Raw genomic sequence first — 13897 nt, 5'->3', positions numbered from 1 at the left:
CTCAGACCCCCAGTTCCTGGCGTTGACGGCGCAGGTGGTCAGGCATTTCCTTGTACACGTCCTCGAACATCGAGGCCGCGCTCGGGATGTGGCCGTTGGCCAGGGTGCCGTACTGTTCCGCTTCCTTCTGCGCAGCGATGACCGCGGCTTCGAACTCGGCGGTGGTGGCCTGGTGCTCTTCCTCGGACCAGTGGCCGATTTTGATCAGGTGCTGCTTCAGGCGGGTGATCGGGTCGCCCAGCGGGAAGTGGCTCCAGTCATCGGCCGGGCGGTACTTGGACGGGTCGTCCGAGGTCGAGTGCGGGCCGGCGCGGTAGGTGACCCACTCGATCAGCGAAGGGCCCAGGCCGCGGCGGGCACGTTCGGCGGCCCAGCGCGAGGCGGCGTAGACGGCGACGAAGTCGTTGCCGTCCACGCGCAGCGAGGCGATGCCGCAACCCACGCCACGGCCGGCGAAGGTGGTCTGCTCGCCACCGGCGATGGCCTGGAAGGTGGAGATCGCCCACTGGTTGTTGACCACGTTGAGGATCACCGGGGCGCGGTAGACATGGGCGAAGGTGAGGGCGGTATGGAAGTCCGACTCGGCGGTGGCGCCGTCGCCGATCCAGGCCGAGGCGATCTTGGTATCGCCCTTGATCGCCGAGGCCATGGCCCAGCCGACCGCCTGCACGAACTGGGTCGCCAGGTTGCCGCTGATGGTGAAGAAACCGGCTTCGCGCACCGAATACATGATCGGCAACTGGCGGCCCTTGAGCGGATCGCGCTCGTTGGACAGCAACTGGCAGATCATCTCCACCAGCGACACGTCGCGGGCCATGAGGATGCTCTGCTGGCGGTAGGTGGGGAAGCACATGTCGGTGCGGTTGAGCGCCAGCGCCTGGGCACTGCCGATGGCTTCCTCGCCCAGGCTCTGCATGTAGAAGGACATCTTCTTCTGGCGCTGGGCAACCACCATGCGGCTGTCGAAGATGCGCGTCTTGAGCATCGCGCGCATGCCTTGGCGCAGGATCTGCGGGTCGATGTCCTCGGCCCACGGGCCTTGGGCGTTGCCTTGCTCGTCGAGCACGCGGACCAGGCTTTTGGACAGGTCGGCGGTGTCGGCAGCGTCGACATCGATCGGGGGTTTACGGACTTGCCCTGCGTCGTTCAGGCGCAGGTAGGAGAAATCGGTCTGGCAGCCTGGCCGGCCGGTGGGCTCGGGCACATGCAAACGCAGGGGGGCGTACTCGTTCATGCTTTTTACGCTCGCTCGGATGTTGTTTTTGTGAGCTCTGAAGCGGCCGCCGCTGAGTACCGGCTTGTGACTGGCAGGTCAGCGTCATCTACATCTTAGTGGGGGTGCAGGAGAATTTTTCTCTCAAGTTGATTGCCTTTGTCTGGCTGGGGAGATAAACATTCCGGATAAACATAAAAAACCGGTGAATTTGTCTCATGCGCAAGCTCGATCGTACCGATATCGGCATTCTCAACAGCCTCCAGGACAACGCCCGCATCACCAACGCGGAACTGGCGCGGTCGGTGAACCTGTCGCCGACGCCCTGTTTCAACCGGGTCAAGGCCATGGAGGAACTGGGCGTGATTCGTCAGCAGGTGACCCTGCTGTCGCCAGAGGTGCTGGGGCTGGACGTGAACGTGTTCATCCATGTCAGCCTGGAGAAGCAGGTGGAAACGGCGTTGCACCGTTTCGAGGAAGAGATCGCCGAGCGGCCCGAGGTGATGGAGTGCTACCTGATGACCGGCGACCCGGATTACCTGCTGCGGGTGCTGTTGCCAAGCATCCAGGCGCTGGAGCGGTTTCTCGATTACCTGACGCGCTTGCCGGGGGTGGCCAACATTCGCTCCAGCTTTGCCCTCAAGCAGGTGCGCTACAAGACGGCGTTGCCGTTGCCTTCCAATGGCATGACCTTGCGCGAATAGCTCTGGCCAGCAAGGGTGCTTGATATTTTAAACACCCCAAGCCTATGTTGTTGTCAGCCTATAACAACAAGGACAAGCGTCATGACCACCGCCGCCCACCGCTCGCCTGCCGAGCTCCTCCAGGGCATCGACCAGATCGAATGCGTCACCCCCGACCTCAACGGCGTTCCCCGCGGCAAGGTGATGACCGCCGAGGGCTTCCTCGAAGGCCGCCGCCTGCAGATGGCCCGCGGGGTGCTGCTGCAATGCATCATGGGCGGCTACCCGCCGGCGCGCTTCTACGGTAGCGACGACGGCGACCTCGCGCTGGTGGCGGAGCCTGCGCAGATCCACCGCCTGCCGTGGAGCGAGGAGGGCCTGGCGCTGGCCATCTGTGATGCCAACGAGCTCGATGGCCGGCCTTCGGGGCTGTCCACGCGGGGGCAGCTCAAGGCGGTGATCGCCCGCTACGCCGCCCTTGGCCTGGCACCGGTGGTGGCGACCGAGCTGGAGTTCTTCGTCTTCGCCCCCAACACCGACCCGCAGCAACCCTTCCTGCCGCCCGTTGGCAAGGATGGCCGCCGCGAGCTTGGCCATTCGGCGTTCAGCGTCAGTTCCAACAACGGTCTGCGCCCGTTCTTCCAGGAGGTCTACCAGTGCATGGCGGCCCTTGGCCTGCCACGTGACACCTTCATGCACGAAATGGGCGTGAGCCAGTTCGAGATCAATTTATTGCACGGCGACCCGCTGCTGCTGGCCGACCAGACCTTCCTGTTCAAGCACCTGCTGAAGGAAGTGGCACTCAAGCATGGCCTGAGTGTGGTGTGCATGGCCAAACCGTTGGCGCACACCCCGGGCAGCTCCATGCACATTCACCAGAGCGTGGTCGAGATCGCCAGCGGGCGCAACGTGTTCAGCGATGAGCAAGGCCAGCCGACCGACACCTTCTACCATTTCATCGGCGGTCAGCAGGCGTGCATGGCCGATTTCACCGCGCTGTTCGCGCCCAACGTCAACTCCTACCAGCGGCTGTGCCACCCCTACGCCTCGCCGAACAATGCTTGCTGGTCCGAGGACAACCGCGCGGCTGGCCTGCGCATTCCGGCCAGTGCCCCGGTGGCACGGCGGGTCGAGAACCGCCTGCCGGGCGCCGACGCCAACCCCTACCTGGCCATCGCTGCCAGCCTGGCCGCCGGCCTGCACGGCATCGAGCAGCGTCTGCAGCCAGGCGCGGCGATCCAGGGCGAGTTCGAGGTGCCGGAACAGCTGAGCCTGCCGTGCACCCTGCATGCGGCCCTTGAGCGCCTCAAGCGCAGCGCCCTGGCACGGGAACTGTTCGGCAGTGAGTTCATCGAAGGCTACCTGGCCAGCAAGACCCTGGAACTGACCGATTTCTTCAACGAGATCACTCCGTGGGAGCGGCGCGTGCTGGCCGCACAGGCCTGATCGCGACACAACCGGCACTGGACGCGCCCCTGTCCGGCTATTTGTCCGGCAGGGGACTGCGCCGCGGCCATTTTGCTTTTATGCTTGCCAGCAAGCCAACGCCACCTGACCAGGGAGTTCGACGGGACGTATGCGAAACATCTGGAAGCCCTTTCAGTCGTTGTATTTCGCCGCCTTGATGATGTTGATCGGCTCGGGCCTGCTCAGTACCTACCTGGCGCTGCGCCTGGCGGCCGATCATGTCGACAGCCTATGGGTCGGTGCATTGATGGCGGCCAACTATTTCGGCCTTGCCGTGGGCGGCAAGATCGGCCACCGGCTGATCGGCCGGGTCGGGCACATCAGGGCCTACGCCACTTGCGCCGGCATCGTCTGCGCGGCGGTGCTGGGGCATGGCATGACCAGCTGGCTGCCGGTGTGGGTCGGGCTGCGGATGATCGTCGGCCTGGGCATGATGTGCCAGTACATGGTCATCGAGAGCTGGCTCAACGAACAGGCCGAAGCCAAGCACCGCGGTGCGGTGTTCAGTGGCTACATGATCGCGTCCTATCTTGGCCTGGTGCTCGGCCAGCTGATCCTGGTGGTACACCCGCAGCTGGGCCCGGAACTGCTGATGCTGGTGGCCATGTGCTTTGCCCTGTGCCTGGTGCCGGTGGCGATGACCCGGCGCATCCACCCGGCGCCGTTGCGCCCGGCTCCGATGGAGCCGAAGTTCTTCATCAAGCGGGTGCCGCAGTCGCTCAGCACGGTGCTGGGTTCAGGCTTGATCGTCGGTTCGTTCTACGGCCTGGCGCCGTTGTACGCTTCGAGCCAGGGCATGTCCACCGAGCAGATCGGTCTGTTCATGGGTTGCTGCATTTTTGCCGGGCTGCTGGTGCAGTGGCCGCTGGGCTGGTTGTCCGACCGCTACGACAGGGCCGTGTTGATCCGCAGCGTCGCGGTGGGCCTGGCGCTGGCTTCGGCGCCGCTGGCGGTCCTGCCGAGCGTGCCACTGGAGGTACTGTTCGGCATCGGCTTCTTGATCTCGTTGCTGCAATTCTGCCTGTACCCGCTGGCGGTGGCGTTCTCCAATGACCACGTCGAGAGCGAGCGGCGGGTGTCGCTGACTGCCATGCTGCTGGTCACTTATGGCGTGGGGGCCTGTATCGGGCCATTGGCGGCGGGGGTGCTGATGAAGGCACTGGGGGCGCAGATGCTCTATGCCTTCTTCGCGTTCTTCGCCCTGGTGCTGGTGTGGCGGATCCGGCCGAAGGCGGTTACCGGTTTGCATCAGGTGCAGGATGCGCCGCTGGGGCACGTGGCCATGCCGGCTGCCGGTTCGCCACTGTCGGCCGCGCTTGACCCACGGGTCGATGAACAGACCGTGCAGGAAGTGATGCAGGCGCCGGTGGCGGCTGAGGATACCGAGGATGAAGAGAAGGCCGAGCCGGTAGCCGAGCCACGGTCTGAGGATGAGGTCAGTAAATCACTCTAGTACTGCGCCGGCCTCTTCGCGGGCAAGCCCGCGAAGAGGCCGGTCCTGCAAACACACAAACAAGAACGCCACCCGATGGGTGGCGTTCTGCATTCCAGGTACGATCAATAATCGTCTTTGTCGAACCGCCGCGCCTCACGCTGCAGCTGGTAGACGAAACTCTCGACCTTGCGCTGTGCCTGGCCGTTGAGATTATGGAAGCGTACGCCAGCGAAGGTGGTGTTGATCCGCTCTTCAAAATGCAGGTGGCGCAGTTCGACCATGGTGTCCACCAGGCCCAGCGGGTTGCTGGCCTTGAAGCGCTCGTACACCTGGCCCAGTTGCAGGCGATCCTCGACGTTGCCGTCGAAGCGCAGCTTGCAGCCGGTGGCGGAGATGTCGAGCAGCTTGCCGCGCAAGGCGCCGTTGCCCTTGAGGTGGGTGCCGTCGAGGATGATGTCGACCAGTTGCGACAGCTTCAGCGCCGCGCGGAAGGCGTTGCGACGCTGGTGGTAGGTCATCTCTTCCGGCATCGCGCCGCGGTAGCAGCGGTGGCCGTCGACTTCGCTGATCTTCAGCTCGTGATTGCATTCCCAGGCGATTCGCACGCCGTCGTGGAAGCCTTCGACGCGGAAAGGTTCGCCGTTCTCGATGAATTTTTCACCATCGCGCGGGATCATCTCGTCCAGCGCCAGGGTATTGCTTTCACGGTCCACGTGTACCACGTAGCTCTGGAACCGCTGGCTGCGCTCATGGAAGGTGATGATCAGCGGATCATGGCTGTCTTGCAGCTGGCGCAGGTTGGCCGCGATCTCCAAGGGCGTGTTCAGCACCTTCGGCGGTTGCGGGGCATCGGTTTCATTGAACACGGGTTTTCAATCTCCAGGCAAAAACGACACACGCAAGTAACGGCATTTTGCCAGTATGTTCCGTGCCTTGATAGAAGTAATCACACTTGGCTGAGCGCCCGGGGCTTGGCAAGTGGTGAAGTGGCGCCACGGCTGTCGTAGAGCGACGGTGCTTCGCCGCCCTGGAGGATTCTGATCTGGTTGGCCGTGACGTGTTGCTGCACCTGGATGATCCGGCCATTGGTCTCGTTGACCTTCTGGCAGGCATCCATCAGCTGGGTCAGCACATCGAGCTGCTGCAGGATCAGCTCGCCGTTGTCCGACTGTGCCGCCAATGCCTGCACCCCGGCGCGATTGGCGCTGAGGCCAAGGCTGGTGAGCAGGTTGTTGCGGCGCATGCCTTGCTGCTCGAGCAGGACGATCAGCGACTGCTTGCGGGCCAGGATGCCCTCCAGCGGCGCCATGTCGCGGCCGTGCAGGGCTACCGACTCCTGCTGGAGCAGGTCGAGCAGTTCCTGGGTCGGGGCGATGTCGTCTTCGATCAGTTGCAGCAAAGTGATGTCGTGCATGGCTAACTCTTGGCTTTACATAGCGTCCGTGAAGTCAGCGCGCCGAACGGTCAGCGCTGGGCTTCGAAATCGAGCAGTTTGCTGGCGACCCGGCCGGCATCGACCTGGTAGCTGCCGTCTGCGATCGCCTGCTTCAACTGCGCCACGCGGGCACTGTTGACGACGGGCTGGTCGCGCAGCTTGTCGCTGACCTTTTGCAACTGCTGGGCCTCTTGGCTGAGGTGTACCGCTTCTCCGCTGGCGCTGGCGCTTTTCGGCGCTTCTTGGGTTTCGCCGGTTTTCTCGGCGTTGCCGGACGTGGCGTTGCCACGAACGCCGCCCGTGATGGACGGAGAGTTATTCAAACGACTGAAGTCGATGACCATGATCAGAAACCTCTGGGTATTTGGACGCTTGCCTTGTTTTCGGCCAACCCGAAAGAAACTTTAGGCACAAATGCTCAGCCGCCTGTCAGCAAGCTCGCGAACCCGTTTCTGGCACAGTTTAGGAAAAGCAGTTGCACACCGCCAGCGTAATCTACATGGCGACCTCGACCTGGCCGGGGCCGGTGACCCGGGCCTTGACCACCCGCTGCGAATTGAGGTTGCGCACGCGGATCTGCTCGCCCTGGCCGCCCTTGGCCAAGGCTTCACCGGGCATGCGCACGCTCAAGGGGCCGCTGCGCGCGGTGATCACCACATGGTCGCCCTTGCGTACCACTTCGGCTTGCTCCAGGTGCTGTGCCGTGAGCACCTGGTCGAGCACCGTCGGTCGCACCATTTTCATGCCCACCGCCTGGTCGAGGTCGGTCAGGAAACCCTGGGTCAGCGTACCGACGTCACGTTCGCGCAGGGCCACGTCGCCTTCGCCAACGACGTTGTCGCGCTTGAGCGGGCGGGTCACCACCACCACGTCGCGGAACAGCTTCACTGTCGCTGGCACGAAGATGGTCCACGGTGCGCTGCCGTCGCAGCGCACCCGCACGGTCACGCGGCCCAGTGGTTGCGCCGGGCTTTCCAGCGAAGCGTCCAGCTGTTGGCTGCACAGTGGCATGCGCAGGCGCGGATCGAGCGGGTTGACCTGGATTTCGTAGCGCCCGGGGGTCTGGGTGGTGGCCAGGTAGTCCTCGACGCTGAATTCAAGAAACCCTTGGGTGACACCGATAAGCTGTTCAGGCAAGGTAACCGCGTCCGCCAGCGTGCGAACGCCGGGTGCCAGCAGGCACAGCACGGCGAGCGTGCTGCTCAGCAGGTGTGTCAGTCGTCGGAAATTTGTCGTTTTCGTGTACATGGCGCTCAAAAAAGCAAAGCCCGTGCCGACTTGGTGACCACGTAGCACCAAAAAGGCAGAACGCATAAGGAGTCAGGCATGGCGGGGGTAATGGATTCAGTCAACCAGCGCACGCAGCTGGTCGGGCAGAATCGCCTGGAGTTGCTGCTGTTCCGTCTCAACGGGGCGCAGCTATACGGCATCAACGTGTTCAAGGTTCGCGAAGTGCTGCAGTGTCCGGAACTGACCGTGCTGCCCAAGTCGCACCCGGTGGTGCGGGGCGTTGCCAACATTCGCGGGGCAACCATCCCGATCCTCGACCTGTCGATGGCGACCGGCCTGCCGGGGTTGCAGGAAGACACGCGCAACAGCTTCGTGATCATCACCGAGTACAACACCAAGACCCAGGGCTTCCTGGTGCACTCGGTCGAGCGCATCGTCAACATGAACTGGGAAGAGATTCATCCGCCACCCAAGGGCACGGGGCGCGACCACTACCTGACCGCCGTCACCCGGGTCGACAACCGCATGGTCGAGATCATCGACGTGGAGAAGGTACTGGCCGAAGTGGCACCGTCGTCCGAGTCGGTGTCTGCCGGGGTGGTCGATGCCGAGGTGCAGGACAAGGCCACGCTGCTGCGGGTGCTGACCGTCGACGATTCGTCGGTGGCGCGCAAGCAGGTCAGCCGCTGCCTGCAGACGGTGGGTGTGGAGGTGGTGGCGCTCAACGATGGCCGACAGGCCCTGGACTACCTGCGCAAGCTGGTCGACGAGGGCAAGAAGCCGGAAGAAGAGTTCCTGATGATGATCTCCGACATTGAAATGCCGGAAATGGACGGCTATACGCTTACCGCAGAGATCCGCAGCGACCCGCGTATGCAAAAATTGCACATCTGCCTGCATACTTCGTTGTCCGGGGTGTTCAACCAGGCGATGGTCAAGAAGGTCGGGGCTGATGATTTCCTGGCCAAGTTCAAGCCGGACGACCTGGCCCAGCGCGTGGTCGACCGGATCAAGGCAGCGCATTGAAGCAGCCGGGGGCATGCTCCCGGCACCAGTGATTGAAAAGAGGCGGCAGTAGTGTCTACGGGTAATTTGGAGTTCGAACAGTTCAGGGTCTTCCTGGAAAAAGCCTGTGGCATCCTGCTGGGCGAGAATAAGCAGTATCTGGTTTCCAGCCGTCTCAACAAGCTCATGGAGCAGCAGGGCATCAAGAGCCTGGGCGAGCTGGTGCAGCGCATCCAGGCCCAGCCGCGGGGCGGCCTGCGCGAACAGGTGGTGGATGCGATGACCACCAACGAGACCCTGTGGTTTCGCGATACCTACCCGTTCGAAGTGCTGAAGAACAAGGTCATTCCCGAGTTCATCAGGAACAACCCGGGGCAGCGCCTGCGCATGTGGTCGGCGGCCTGCTCGTCGGGTCAGGAGCCGTACTCGATCTCGATGGCCATCGACGAATTCGAGCGCAGCAACCTGGGCCAGCTGAAGATGGGGGCGCAGATCGTTGCCACCGACCTGTCCGGGTCGATGCTGACCAACTGCAAGACCGGTGAGTACGACAGCCTGGCGATTGCCCGCGGCCTGTCCCAGGAGCGCCTGCAGCGTTACTTCGACACCAAGGCACCTGGGCGCTGGGCGGTCAAGCCGGCAATCCGCAGCCGTGTCGAGTTCCGTTCGTTCAACCTGCTCGACAGCTATGCGAGCCTGGGCAAGTTCGACATCGTGTTCTGCCGCAATGTGCTGATCTACTTCTCGGCGCAGGTGAAGAAGGACATCCTGTTGCGTATCCACAGCACCCTGAAGCCTGGGGGCTACCTGTTCCTCGGTGCCTCGGAGGCGCTGAACGGGTTGCCGGACCACTACCAGATGGTTCAGTGCAGCCCGGGGATCATCTACCAGGCCAAGTAAAGCGAGAAGGCCGGCACTCAAGTTGCCGGCCTTTTTGTTTGCCTGTGCCGGCCCTTTCGCGGGCAAAAGATAAATGACGTCAATTTTTTGTTTTGCCGCTTTTGCCACCCGGCAATTGCCGCTTTCGCTTCGCCAGGCGGAAGCACTTTGCCGCTTTTCTGGCATCGCGCCATCAGCCGTCAGTGCTACACCCCAGCATTTCCGGGCTTTCGCAAATGTGGCACAGCCCTTGCTACACCTTGCTCAACGAAATTCCGGCCAACCTTCGAAGGTTTCCCCGACATGAGCATCAGTTTCGACAAGGCGCTTGGCATTCACGAAAAGGCACTGGGCTTCCGCGCCCAGCGCGCCGAGGTGCTGGCCAACAACATCGCCAACGCCGACACGCCCAACTACAAGGCCCGTGACATGGACTTCTCTTCGGTGCTCGCCGCCGAGAGCCAGAAGCAGCAAAGCGGCCGCTTCGCCATGGACCGCACCAACAGCCGCCACATCGAGGCCGAAGGCCTGGCGATGGCTGACGACACGATGCAATACCGCGTGCCGACCCAGCCGTCGATCGACCAGAACACCGTGGACGCCCAGATCGAGCAATCGAACTACACGGAAAACGCCATCGGCTTCCAGGCCAGCTTCACCTTGCTCAACAGTAAATTCAAAGGGCTGGTTTCGGCCCTGCGCGGAGAGTAATTCATGTCCCTTTCCAGTGTTTTCAACATTGCCGGCAGTGGCATGAGCGCGCAGAACACCCGCCTCAACACCGTTGCCTCGAACATCGCCAACGCCGAGACCGTGTCGTCGAGCATCGACCAGACCTACCGTGCACGCCACCCGGTGTTCGCCACCACTTTCCAGAACGCGCAAAGCGGCGTCAGCCAGTCGCTGTTCGAGGACCAGGGCGAGGCAGGGCAGGGTGTGCAGGTCAAGGGCATCGTCGAAGACCAGAGCAATCTGGAGGCTCGCTACGAGCCGAATCATCCGGCGGCAAACAAGGACGGCTACGTCTATTACCCGAACGTCAACGTGGTCGAGGAGATGGCTGACATGATCTCCGCCAGCCGTGCGTTCCAGACCAACGCCGAGCTGATGAACACCGCCAAGAACATGATGCAGAAAGTACTGACCCTGGGTCAGTGATAAGGAATCCAGACCATGGCAGTCGATAGCACCAGCGGTGTGAACCTCAACGACGTGATCGCGGCGTCCGGTGTCACCAGCAGCGATAAGAAAACTTCCACGACCAGTTCTGCGACTGGCGGCCAGACCTTGGGCAAGGATGCGTTCCTCCAGTTGCTGGTCACCCAGATGCAGCACCAGAACCCGCTCGACCCGCAGGACAACAGCGAGTTCGTGGCCCAGTTGGCCCAGTTCAGCAGCCTCGAAGGCATCACCTCGCTGAACGAATCGGTTACCAACATTACCAGTGCCATGGCCTCGTCCCAGGCGCTGCAGGCCTCGTCGCTGGTCGGCCGCTCGGTGATCGTGCAGAACGACAAGGCCGTGGTCGACACCGCCGACAGCTTCAATGGCCAGTTCGTCGTGCCGCAGGCCATCGACGGGGCGAAGATCACCGTCAAGGACAAGGACGGCAACACCGTCAAGACCATTGAGGTGGGCGAACAGAAAGCCGGCTATGCCGACTTCATCTGGGATGGCACCAACTCGAGCGGCGAGAAGGTCGACCCAGGCACCTACACCTTCACTGCCAGCACCACCGTGGACGGCAAGTCGGTGCAGATGAACACCCTGCTGCCGGCCAAGGTCACCAGCGTCAGCTTCAACACCACGGGCGAGATGGTGCTCAACCTCGCCGGGGTCGGCAAGGTTTCCCTCTCCGACGTACAAACCATCGGTATCTAAGGCCAGAACGGCACAAGGAGCAACAGCATGTCTTTCAATATCGGCCTTAGCGGTCTGTACGCAGCCAACAAGCAGCTGGACGTTACCGGCAACAACATTGCCAACGTCAACACCACCGGCTTCAAGTCGTCGCGTGCCGAGTTCGCCGACGTCTACGCCGGTGCCAACCGCCTGGGCGTGGGCAAGAACCAGGTCGGCAACGGTGTGCGCCTGGCGGCGATCTCCCAGCAGTTCAGCCAGGGTGACGTCAACAACACCGGCAACGTGCTGGACATGGGTATCCAGGGCCAGGGCTTCTTCGTGCTGTCGGACAACGGCGCGCGCGTGTACACCCGTGCCGGCGCCTTCCAGAACAGCAAGGACAACTACGTGGTCACCTCGGACGGCCTGCGCCTGCAGGGCTATGCCGCCGACGAGAACGGCAACATCAAGCGCGGCGTGCTGACCGACCTGAAGATCGACACCTCGTCGCTTGCGCCGAAGGCCACCACCCTGATCGACCAGGGCATCAACCTCAACTCCGAAGCGACCATCATCCCGCTGCCGAGCGCAACGCCTGCCGGCCCGACCTTCGACCCGGCGGATGACACCACCTACACCAAGTCCTTCCCGACCAAGGTGTACGACAGCCAGGGCAACGAGCACACCATGGAGCAGTTCTACCGCAAGACCGGTACGAACCAGTGGACCATGTACACCCTGGTAGATGGTCGCAACCCGATGGACCCGACTTCCACTGCGCCGCTGGAAGCGACCATGACCTTCAACTCCGACGGCAGCGTGGCGTCCATGGCCACCAACCCGGCCAGCATTCCGCCGGGTGCTCCGGCCAACGCCGAATGGGCGGTGACCAACAATACCTTCACCCTCAAGGGCTGGGTCCCGGCGGCCAAGGACGCTGCGGGCAACTGGGCCTCCAACGGCTCGGCGGAGAGCGCCGACGGCATGAAGCTGTCGATGAACAGCACCACCTCGTACAACACCGAGACCGCGCGCATGTCGCAGTCCCAGGACGGCTACGCCACCGGTATCCTGTCGAGCCTGTCGATCGATTCCACCGGCGTGATGTTCGCCAGCTTCAGCAACCAGCAGTCGCGCGCCATCGGTCAGGTGGCCCTGGCCAGCTTTGCCAACGAGCAAGGGTTGCAGCAGATTGGTGGCACGCGCTGGACCGAGACCTACTCGTCGGGTATTCCGGGCATCGACTCGCCGAAAACCGGCACCCTGGGCAGCGTCGAGTCCAACGCGCTGGAAGCCTCCAACGTCAACCTGACCCAGGAGCTGGTCGAGCTGATCAAGGCGCAGAGCAACTACCAGGCGAACGCCAAGACCATCTCCACCGAAAGCACCATCATGCAGACCATCATCCAGATGACCTGATGGTTGTCGGACAGGGGGCTGCTGCGCAGCCCTTTCGCGACACAAGGCCGCTCCCACAGGATTTCGCATTTCCCTGTAGGAGCGGCCTTGTGTCGCGAAAGGGTCGCGAAGCGGCCCCGGCGATCTGGAGGGTTCATGAAAAGGCTGGTCGTCACATTGATTGCCGCATTTTGTCTGTACCAGGCCAACGCTGGCACCGCGCCCTGGTGGCGCTGGGAAAGCCAGGTGGATGGCCGGCTGGTGTGCTCGCAATGGCCGCCAGGGGAAGGCTGGAAGAAATTCGCCGGCCCCTTCAGCAATGGCGGTTGCCGCGAGCCATGATGATTTGCCGCCAGCGGCAATCCGGCGCCGGATAACCGGCGTTCGCCCTTCGGCAGAACCCCGAAAAAGCCCGTATTTACGGGCTTTTTCATGAATTCGAAAAGTTGGTTCGGAACTTGCTTTAGAGCCTGCACAGCAACGGCGAGCGGCAAACGATCGTCAGTGCAGCGGAGGATGACTGTGGACAAGATGCTTTACGTGGCCATGACCGGCGCCAGCCAGAACGCGCTGGCGCAGAAGGCCCACGCCAACAACCTGGCGAACGTTTCCACCAATGGCTTCCAGCGCGACCTGGAGCAGGCGCGCTCGATGCCGGTGTTCGGTGACAGCTTTCCGTCGCGGGCGTTTGCCATGACCGAACGCCCGGCCACCGACTTCAGCGAAGGGCCGATGGTCGAGACCGGGCGCGAGCTGGACGTGGCCGTGAGCGGTCAGGGCTTCATCGCCGTGCAGGCGCCGGATGGCAGCGAAGCCTACGTGCGCACCGGCAGCCTGAACATCGACGCCCTCGGCGTGCTGCGTGCCGGCAACGGCATGCCGGTGATCGGCAACGGTGGCCCGATTGCCATTCCGCCAGAGCAGAAAGTCGAAGTCGGTGCCGACGGCACCATCAGCATTCGCTCGATGGGTGAAGACCCGCGGGTGATGGCCGAGGTCGATCGCATCAAGCTGGTCAACCCGGACATCAAGAGCATGACCAAGGGCCTGGACGGGCTGATCCACACCCAGAATGGCCAACCGGCTGCCGCCGACGTCAATGTGCGGGTGGTGTCGGGCTTCCTCGAAGGCAGCAACGTCAATGCAGTGGAAGAGATGACTTCGGTGCTGGCGCTGTCCCGCCAGTTCGAGCTGCACGTGAAAATGATGAACGCGGCCAAGGAAGGCGATGAAGCCATGGCGCGTGTTTTGCAAATCGGCTAACCAACTTTGAACGGGTGCCGTAAAACAGGCGCACGAGGAGAAAACTG

General features: G+C 62.7%; 16 protein-coding genes. 11 read left to right on the top strand and 5 right to left on the bottom strand.

Annotated features, from left to right (window positions below; translation table 11 throughout):
• Position 1: 1 nt before the first annotated feature.
• Positions 2 to 1234 (bottom strand): 3-methyl-2-oxobutanoate dehydrogenase (2-methylpropanoyl-transferring) subunit alpha, encoded by a 1233-nt coding sequence (locus tag ACIPZ8_RS12170; RefSeq protein WP_400723117.1) that lies wholly within the window; start codon positions 1232 to 1234, stop codon positions 2 to 4.
• Between the two features lie 197 nt (positions 1235 to 1431).
• Here ACIPZ8_RS12170 and bkdR point away from each other — a divergent pair, with 197 nt between their 5' ends.
• From bkdR to ACIPZ8_RS12155, 3 genes are all read left to right on the top strand, one after another.
• Complete coding sequence (gene bkdR / locus ACIPZ8_RS12165) at positions 1432 to 1917, top strand: Bkd operon transcriptional regulator BkdR (protein ID WP_400663626.1); 486 nt, start codon at positions 1432 to 1434, stop codon at positions 1915 to 1917.
• A gap of 183 nt (positions 1918 to 2100) precedes the next feature.
• On the top strand, positions 2101 to 3342 hold the full coding sequence (locus tag ACIPZ8_RS12160; RefSeq protein ID WP_400723293.1) for a glutamine synthetase family protein: 1242 nt from the start codon (positions 2101 to 2103) through the stop codon (positions 3340 to 3342).
• Between the two features lie 130 nt (positions 3343 to 3472).
• Positions 3473 to 4816, top strand: a complete 1344-nt coding sequence (locus ACIPZ8_RS12155) for an MFS transporter (protein ID WP_400723114.1) — start codon at positions 3473 to 3475, stop codon at positions 4814 to 4816.
• A 104-nt stretch (positions 4817 to 4920) separates the two neighbouring features.
• Here ACIPZ8_RS12155 and ACIPZ8_RS12150 read toward each other — a convergent pair whose 3' ends face one another.
• The 4 genes from ACIPZ8_RS12150 to flgA all read right to left on the bottom strand — a co-directional run bounded on the left by ACIPZ8_RS12150 (position 4921) and on the right by flgA (position 7481).
• Positions 4921 to 5664 (bottom strand): flagellar brake protein, encoded by a 744-nt coding sequence (locus ACIPZ8_RS12150; RefSeq protein WP_400723111.1) that lies wholly within the window; start codon positions 5662 to 5664, stop codon positions 4921 to 4923.
• 80 nt (positions 5665 to 5744) lie between these two features.
• The gene (locus tag ACIPZ8_RS12145) at positions 5745 to 6212 is read right to left on the bottom strand and encodes a flagella synthesis protein FlgN (protein WP_060508334.1); all 468 of its coding nucleotides are present in this window, start codon (positions 6210 to 6212) and stop codon (positions 5745 to 5747) included.
• Positions 6213 to 6262: 50 nt separating this feature from the next.
• On the bottom strand, positions 6263 to 6577 hold the full coding sequence (gene flgM / locus ACIPZ8_RS12140) for a flagellar biosynthesis anti-sigma factor FlgM (RefSeq protein WP_254484235.1): 315 nt from the start codon (positions 6575 to 6577) through the stop codon (positions 6263 to 6265).
• A 151-nt stretch (positions 6578 to 6728) separates the two neighbouring features.
• On the bottom strand, positions 6729 to 7481 hold the full coding sequence (flgA, locus tag ACIPZ8_RS12135) for a flagellar basal body P-ring formation chaperone FlgA (RefSeq protein ID WP_400723107.1): 753 nt from the start codon (positions 7479 to 7481) through the stop codon (positions 6729 to 6731).
• Between the two features lie 78 nt (positions 7482 to 7559).
• Between flgA and ACIPZ8_RS12130 the strand changes: the two genes are divergently transcribed.
• From ACIPZ8_RS12130 to flgF, 8 genes are all read left to right on the top strand, one after another.
• On the top strand, positions 7560 to 8489 hold the full coding sequence (locus tag ACIPZ8_RS12130) for a chemotaxis protein CheV (protein WP_079229157.1): 930 nt from the start codon (positions 7560 to 7562) through the stop codon (positions 8487 to 8489).
• A gap of 51 nt (positions 8490 to 8540) precedes the next feature.
• Positions 8541 to 9368 carry a protein-glutamate O-methyltransferase CheR gene (cheR, locus tag ACIPZ8_RS12125; RefSeq protein ID WP_400723104.1) on the top strand — a complete coding sequence of 276 codons (828 nt, stop codon included), beginning with the start codon at positions 8541 to 8543 and terminating at the stop codon, positions 9366 to 9368.
• Positions 9369 to 9650: 282 nt separating this feature from the next.
• Positions 9651 to 10058, top strand: coding sequence for a flagellar basal body rod protein FlgB (flgB, locus tag ACIPZ8_RS12120; protein WP_085677749.1), 408 nt, complete (start codon positions 9651 to 9653; stop codon positions 10056 to 10058).
• 3 nt (positions 10059 to 10061) lie between these two features.
• Positions 10062 to 10505 carry a flagellar basal body rod protein FlgC gene (flgC, locus tag ACIPZ8_RS12115; RefSeq protein WP_027921143.1) on the top strand — a complete coding sequence of 148 codons (444 nt, stop codon included), beginning with the start codon at positions 10062 to 10064 and terminating at the stop codon, positions 10503 to 10505.
• 15 nt (positions 10506 to 10520) lie between these two features.
• Positions 10521 to 11228, top strand: coding sequence for a flagellar hook assembly protein FlgD (gene flgD, locus ACIPZ8_RS12110; protein ID WP_400723100.1), 708 nt, complete (start codon positions 10521 to 10523; stop codon positions 11226 to 11228).
• Between the two features lie 27 nt (positions 11229 to 11255).
• Positions 11256 to 12608 carry a flagellar hook protein FlgE gene (flgE, locus tag ACIPZ8_RS12105; protein ID WP_400723098.1) on the top strand — a complete coding sequence of 451 codons (1353 nt, stop codon included), beginning with the start codon at positions 11256 to 11258 and terminating at the stop codon, positions 12606 to 12608.
• A 135-nt stretch (positions 12609 to 12743) separates the two neighbouring features.
• A complete protein-coding gene (locus ACIPZ8_RS12100) occupies positions 12744 to 12929 on the top strand; it encodes a hypothetical protein (protein ID WP_400723095.1) in 186 nt (61 codons plus the stop codon).
• 180 nt (positions 12930 to 13109) lie between these two features.
• Positions 13110 to 13850 (top strand): flagellar basal-body rod protein FlgF, encoded by a 741-nt coding sequence (gene flgF, locus ACIPZ8_RS12095; protein ID WP_099814220.1) that lies wholly within the window; start codon positions 13110 to 13112, stop codon positions 13848 to 13850.
• Positions 13851 to 13897 lie beyond the last annotated feature (47 nt).

The organism is Pseudomonas sp. NPDC089422 (assembly GCF_044749405.1).
Taxonomy (GTDB): Bacteria; Pseudomonadota; Gammaproteobacteria; order Pseudomonadales; family Pseudomonadaceae; genus Aquipseudomonas.
The sequence above is the reverse complement of the archived record's forward strand: the minus strand, read 5'-3'. Positions and strand labels throughout refer to the sequence as shown.

Excerpts from the sequence above, each read along its gene's own strand:
- ACIPZ8_RS12170 (WP_400723117.1), bottom strand. The coding sequence starts at position 1,234 with ATGAACGAGTACGCCCCCCTGCGTTTGCATGTGCCCGAGCCCACCGGC.
- bkdR (WP_400663626.1), top strand. The coding sequence starts at position 1,432 with ATGCGCAAGCTCGATCGTACCGATATCGGCATTCTCAACAGCCTCCAG.
- ACIPZ8_RS12160 (WP_400723293.1), top strand. The coding sequence starts at position 2,101 with ATGACCGCCGAGGGCTTCCTCGAAGGCCGCCGCCTGCAGATGGCCCGC.
- ACIPZ8_RS12155 (WP_400723114.1), top strand. The coding sequence starts at position 3,473 with ATGCGAAACATCTGGAAGCCCTTTCAGTCGTTGTATTTCGCCGCCTTG.
- ACIPZ8_RS12145 (WP_060508334.1), bottom strand. The coding sequence starts at position 6,212 with ATGCACGACATCACTTTGCTGCAACTGATCGAAGACGACATCGCCCCG.
- flgM (WP_254484235.1), bottom strand. The coding sequence starts at position 6,577 with ATGGTCATCGACTTCAGTCGTTTGAATAACTCTCCGTCCATCACGGGC.
- flgA (WP_400723107.1), bottom strand. The coding sequence starts at position 7,481 with ATGTACACGAAAACGACAAATTTCCGACGACTGACACACCTGCTGAGC.
- ACIPZ8_RS12130 (WP_079229157.1), top strand. The coding sequence starts at position 7,560 with ATGGCGGGGGTAATGGATTCAGTCAACCAGCGCACGCAGCTGGTCGGG.
- flgB (WP_085677749.1), top strand. The coding sequence starts at position 9,651 with ATGAGCATCAGTTTCGACAAGGCGCTTGGCATTCACGAAAAGGCACTG.
- flgC (WP_027921143.1), top strand. The coding sequence starts at position 10,062 with ATGTCCCTTTCCAGTGTTTTCAACATTGCCGGCAGTGGCATGAGCGCG.
- flgD (WP_400723100.1), top strand. The coding sequence starts at position 10,521 with ATGGCAGTCGATAGCACCAGCGGTGTGAACCTCAACGACGTGATCGCG.
- flgE (WP_400723098.1), top strand. The coding sequence starts at position 11,256 with ATGTCTTTCAATATCGGCCTTAGCGGTCTGTACGCAGCCAACAAGCAG.
- ACIPZ8_RS12100 (WP_400723095.1), top strand. The coding sequence starts at position 12,744 with ATGAAAAGGCTGGTCGTCACATTGATTGCCGCATTTTGTCTGTACCAG.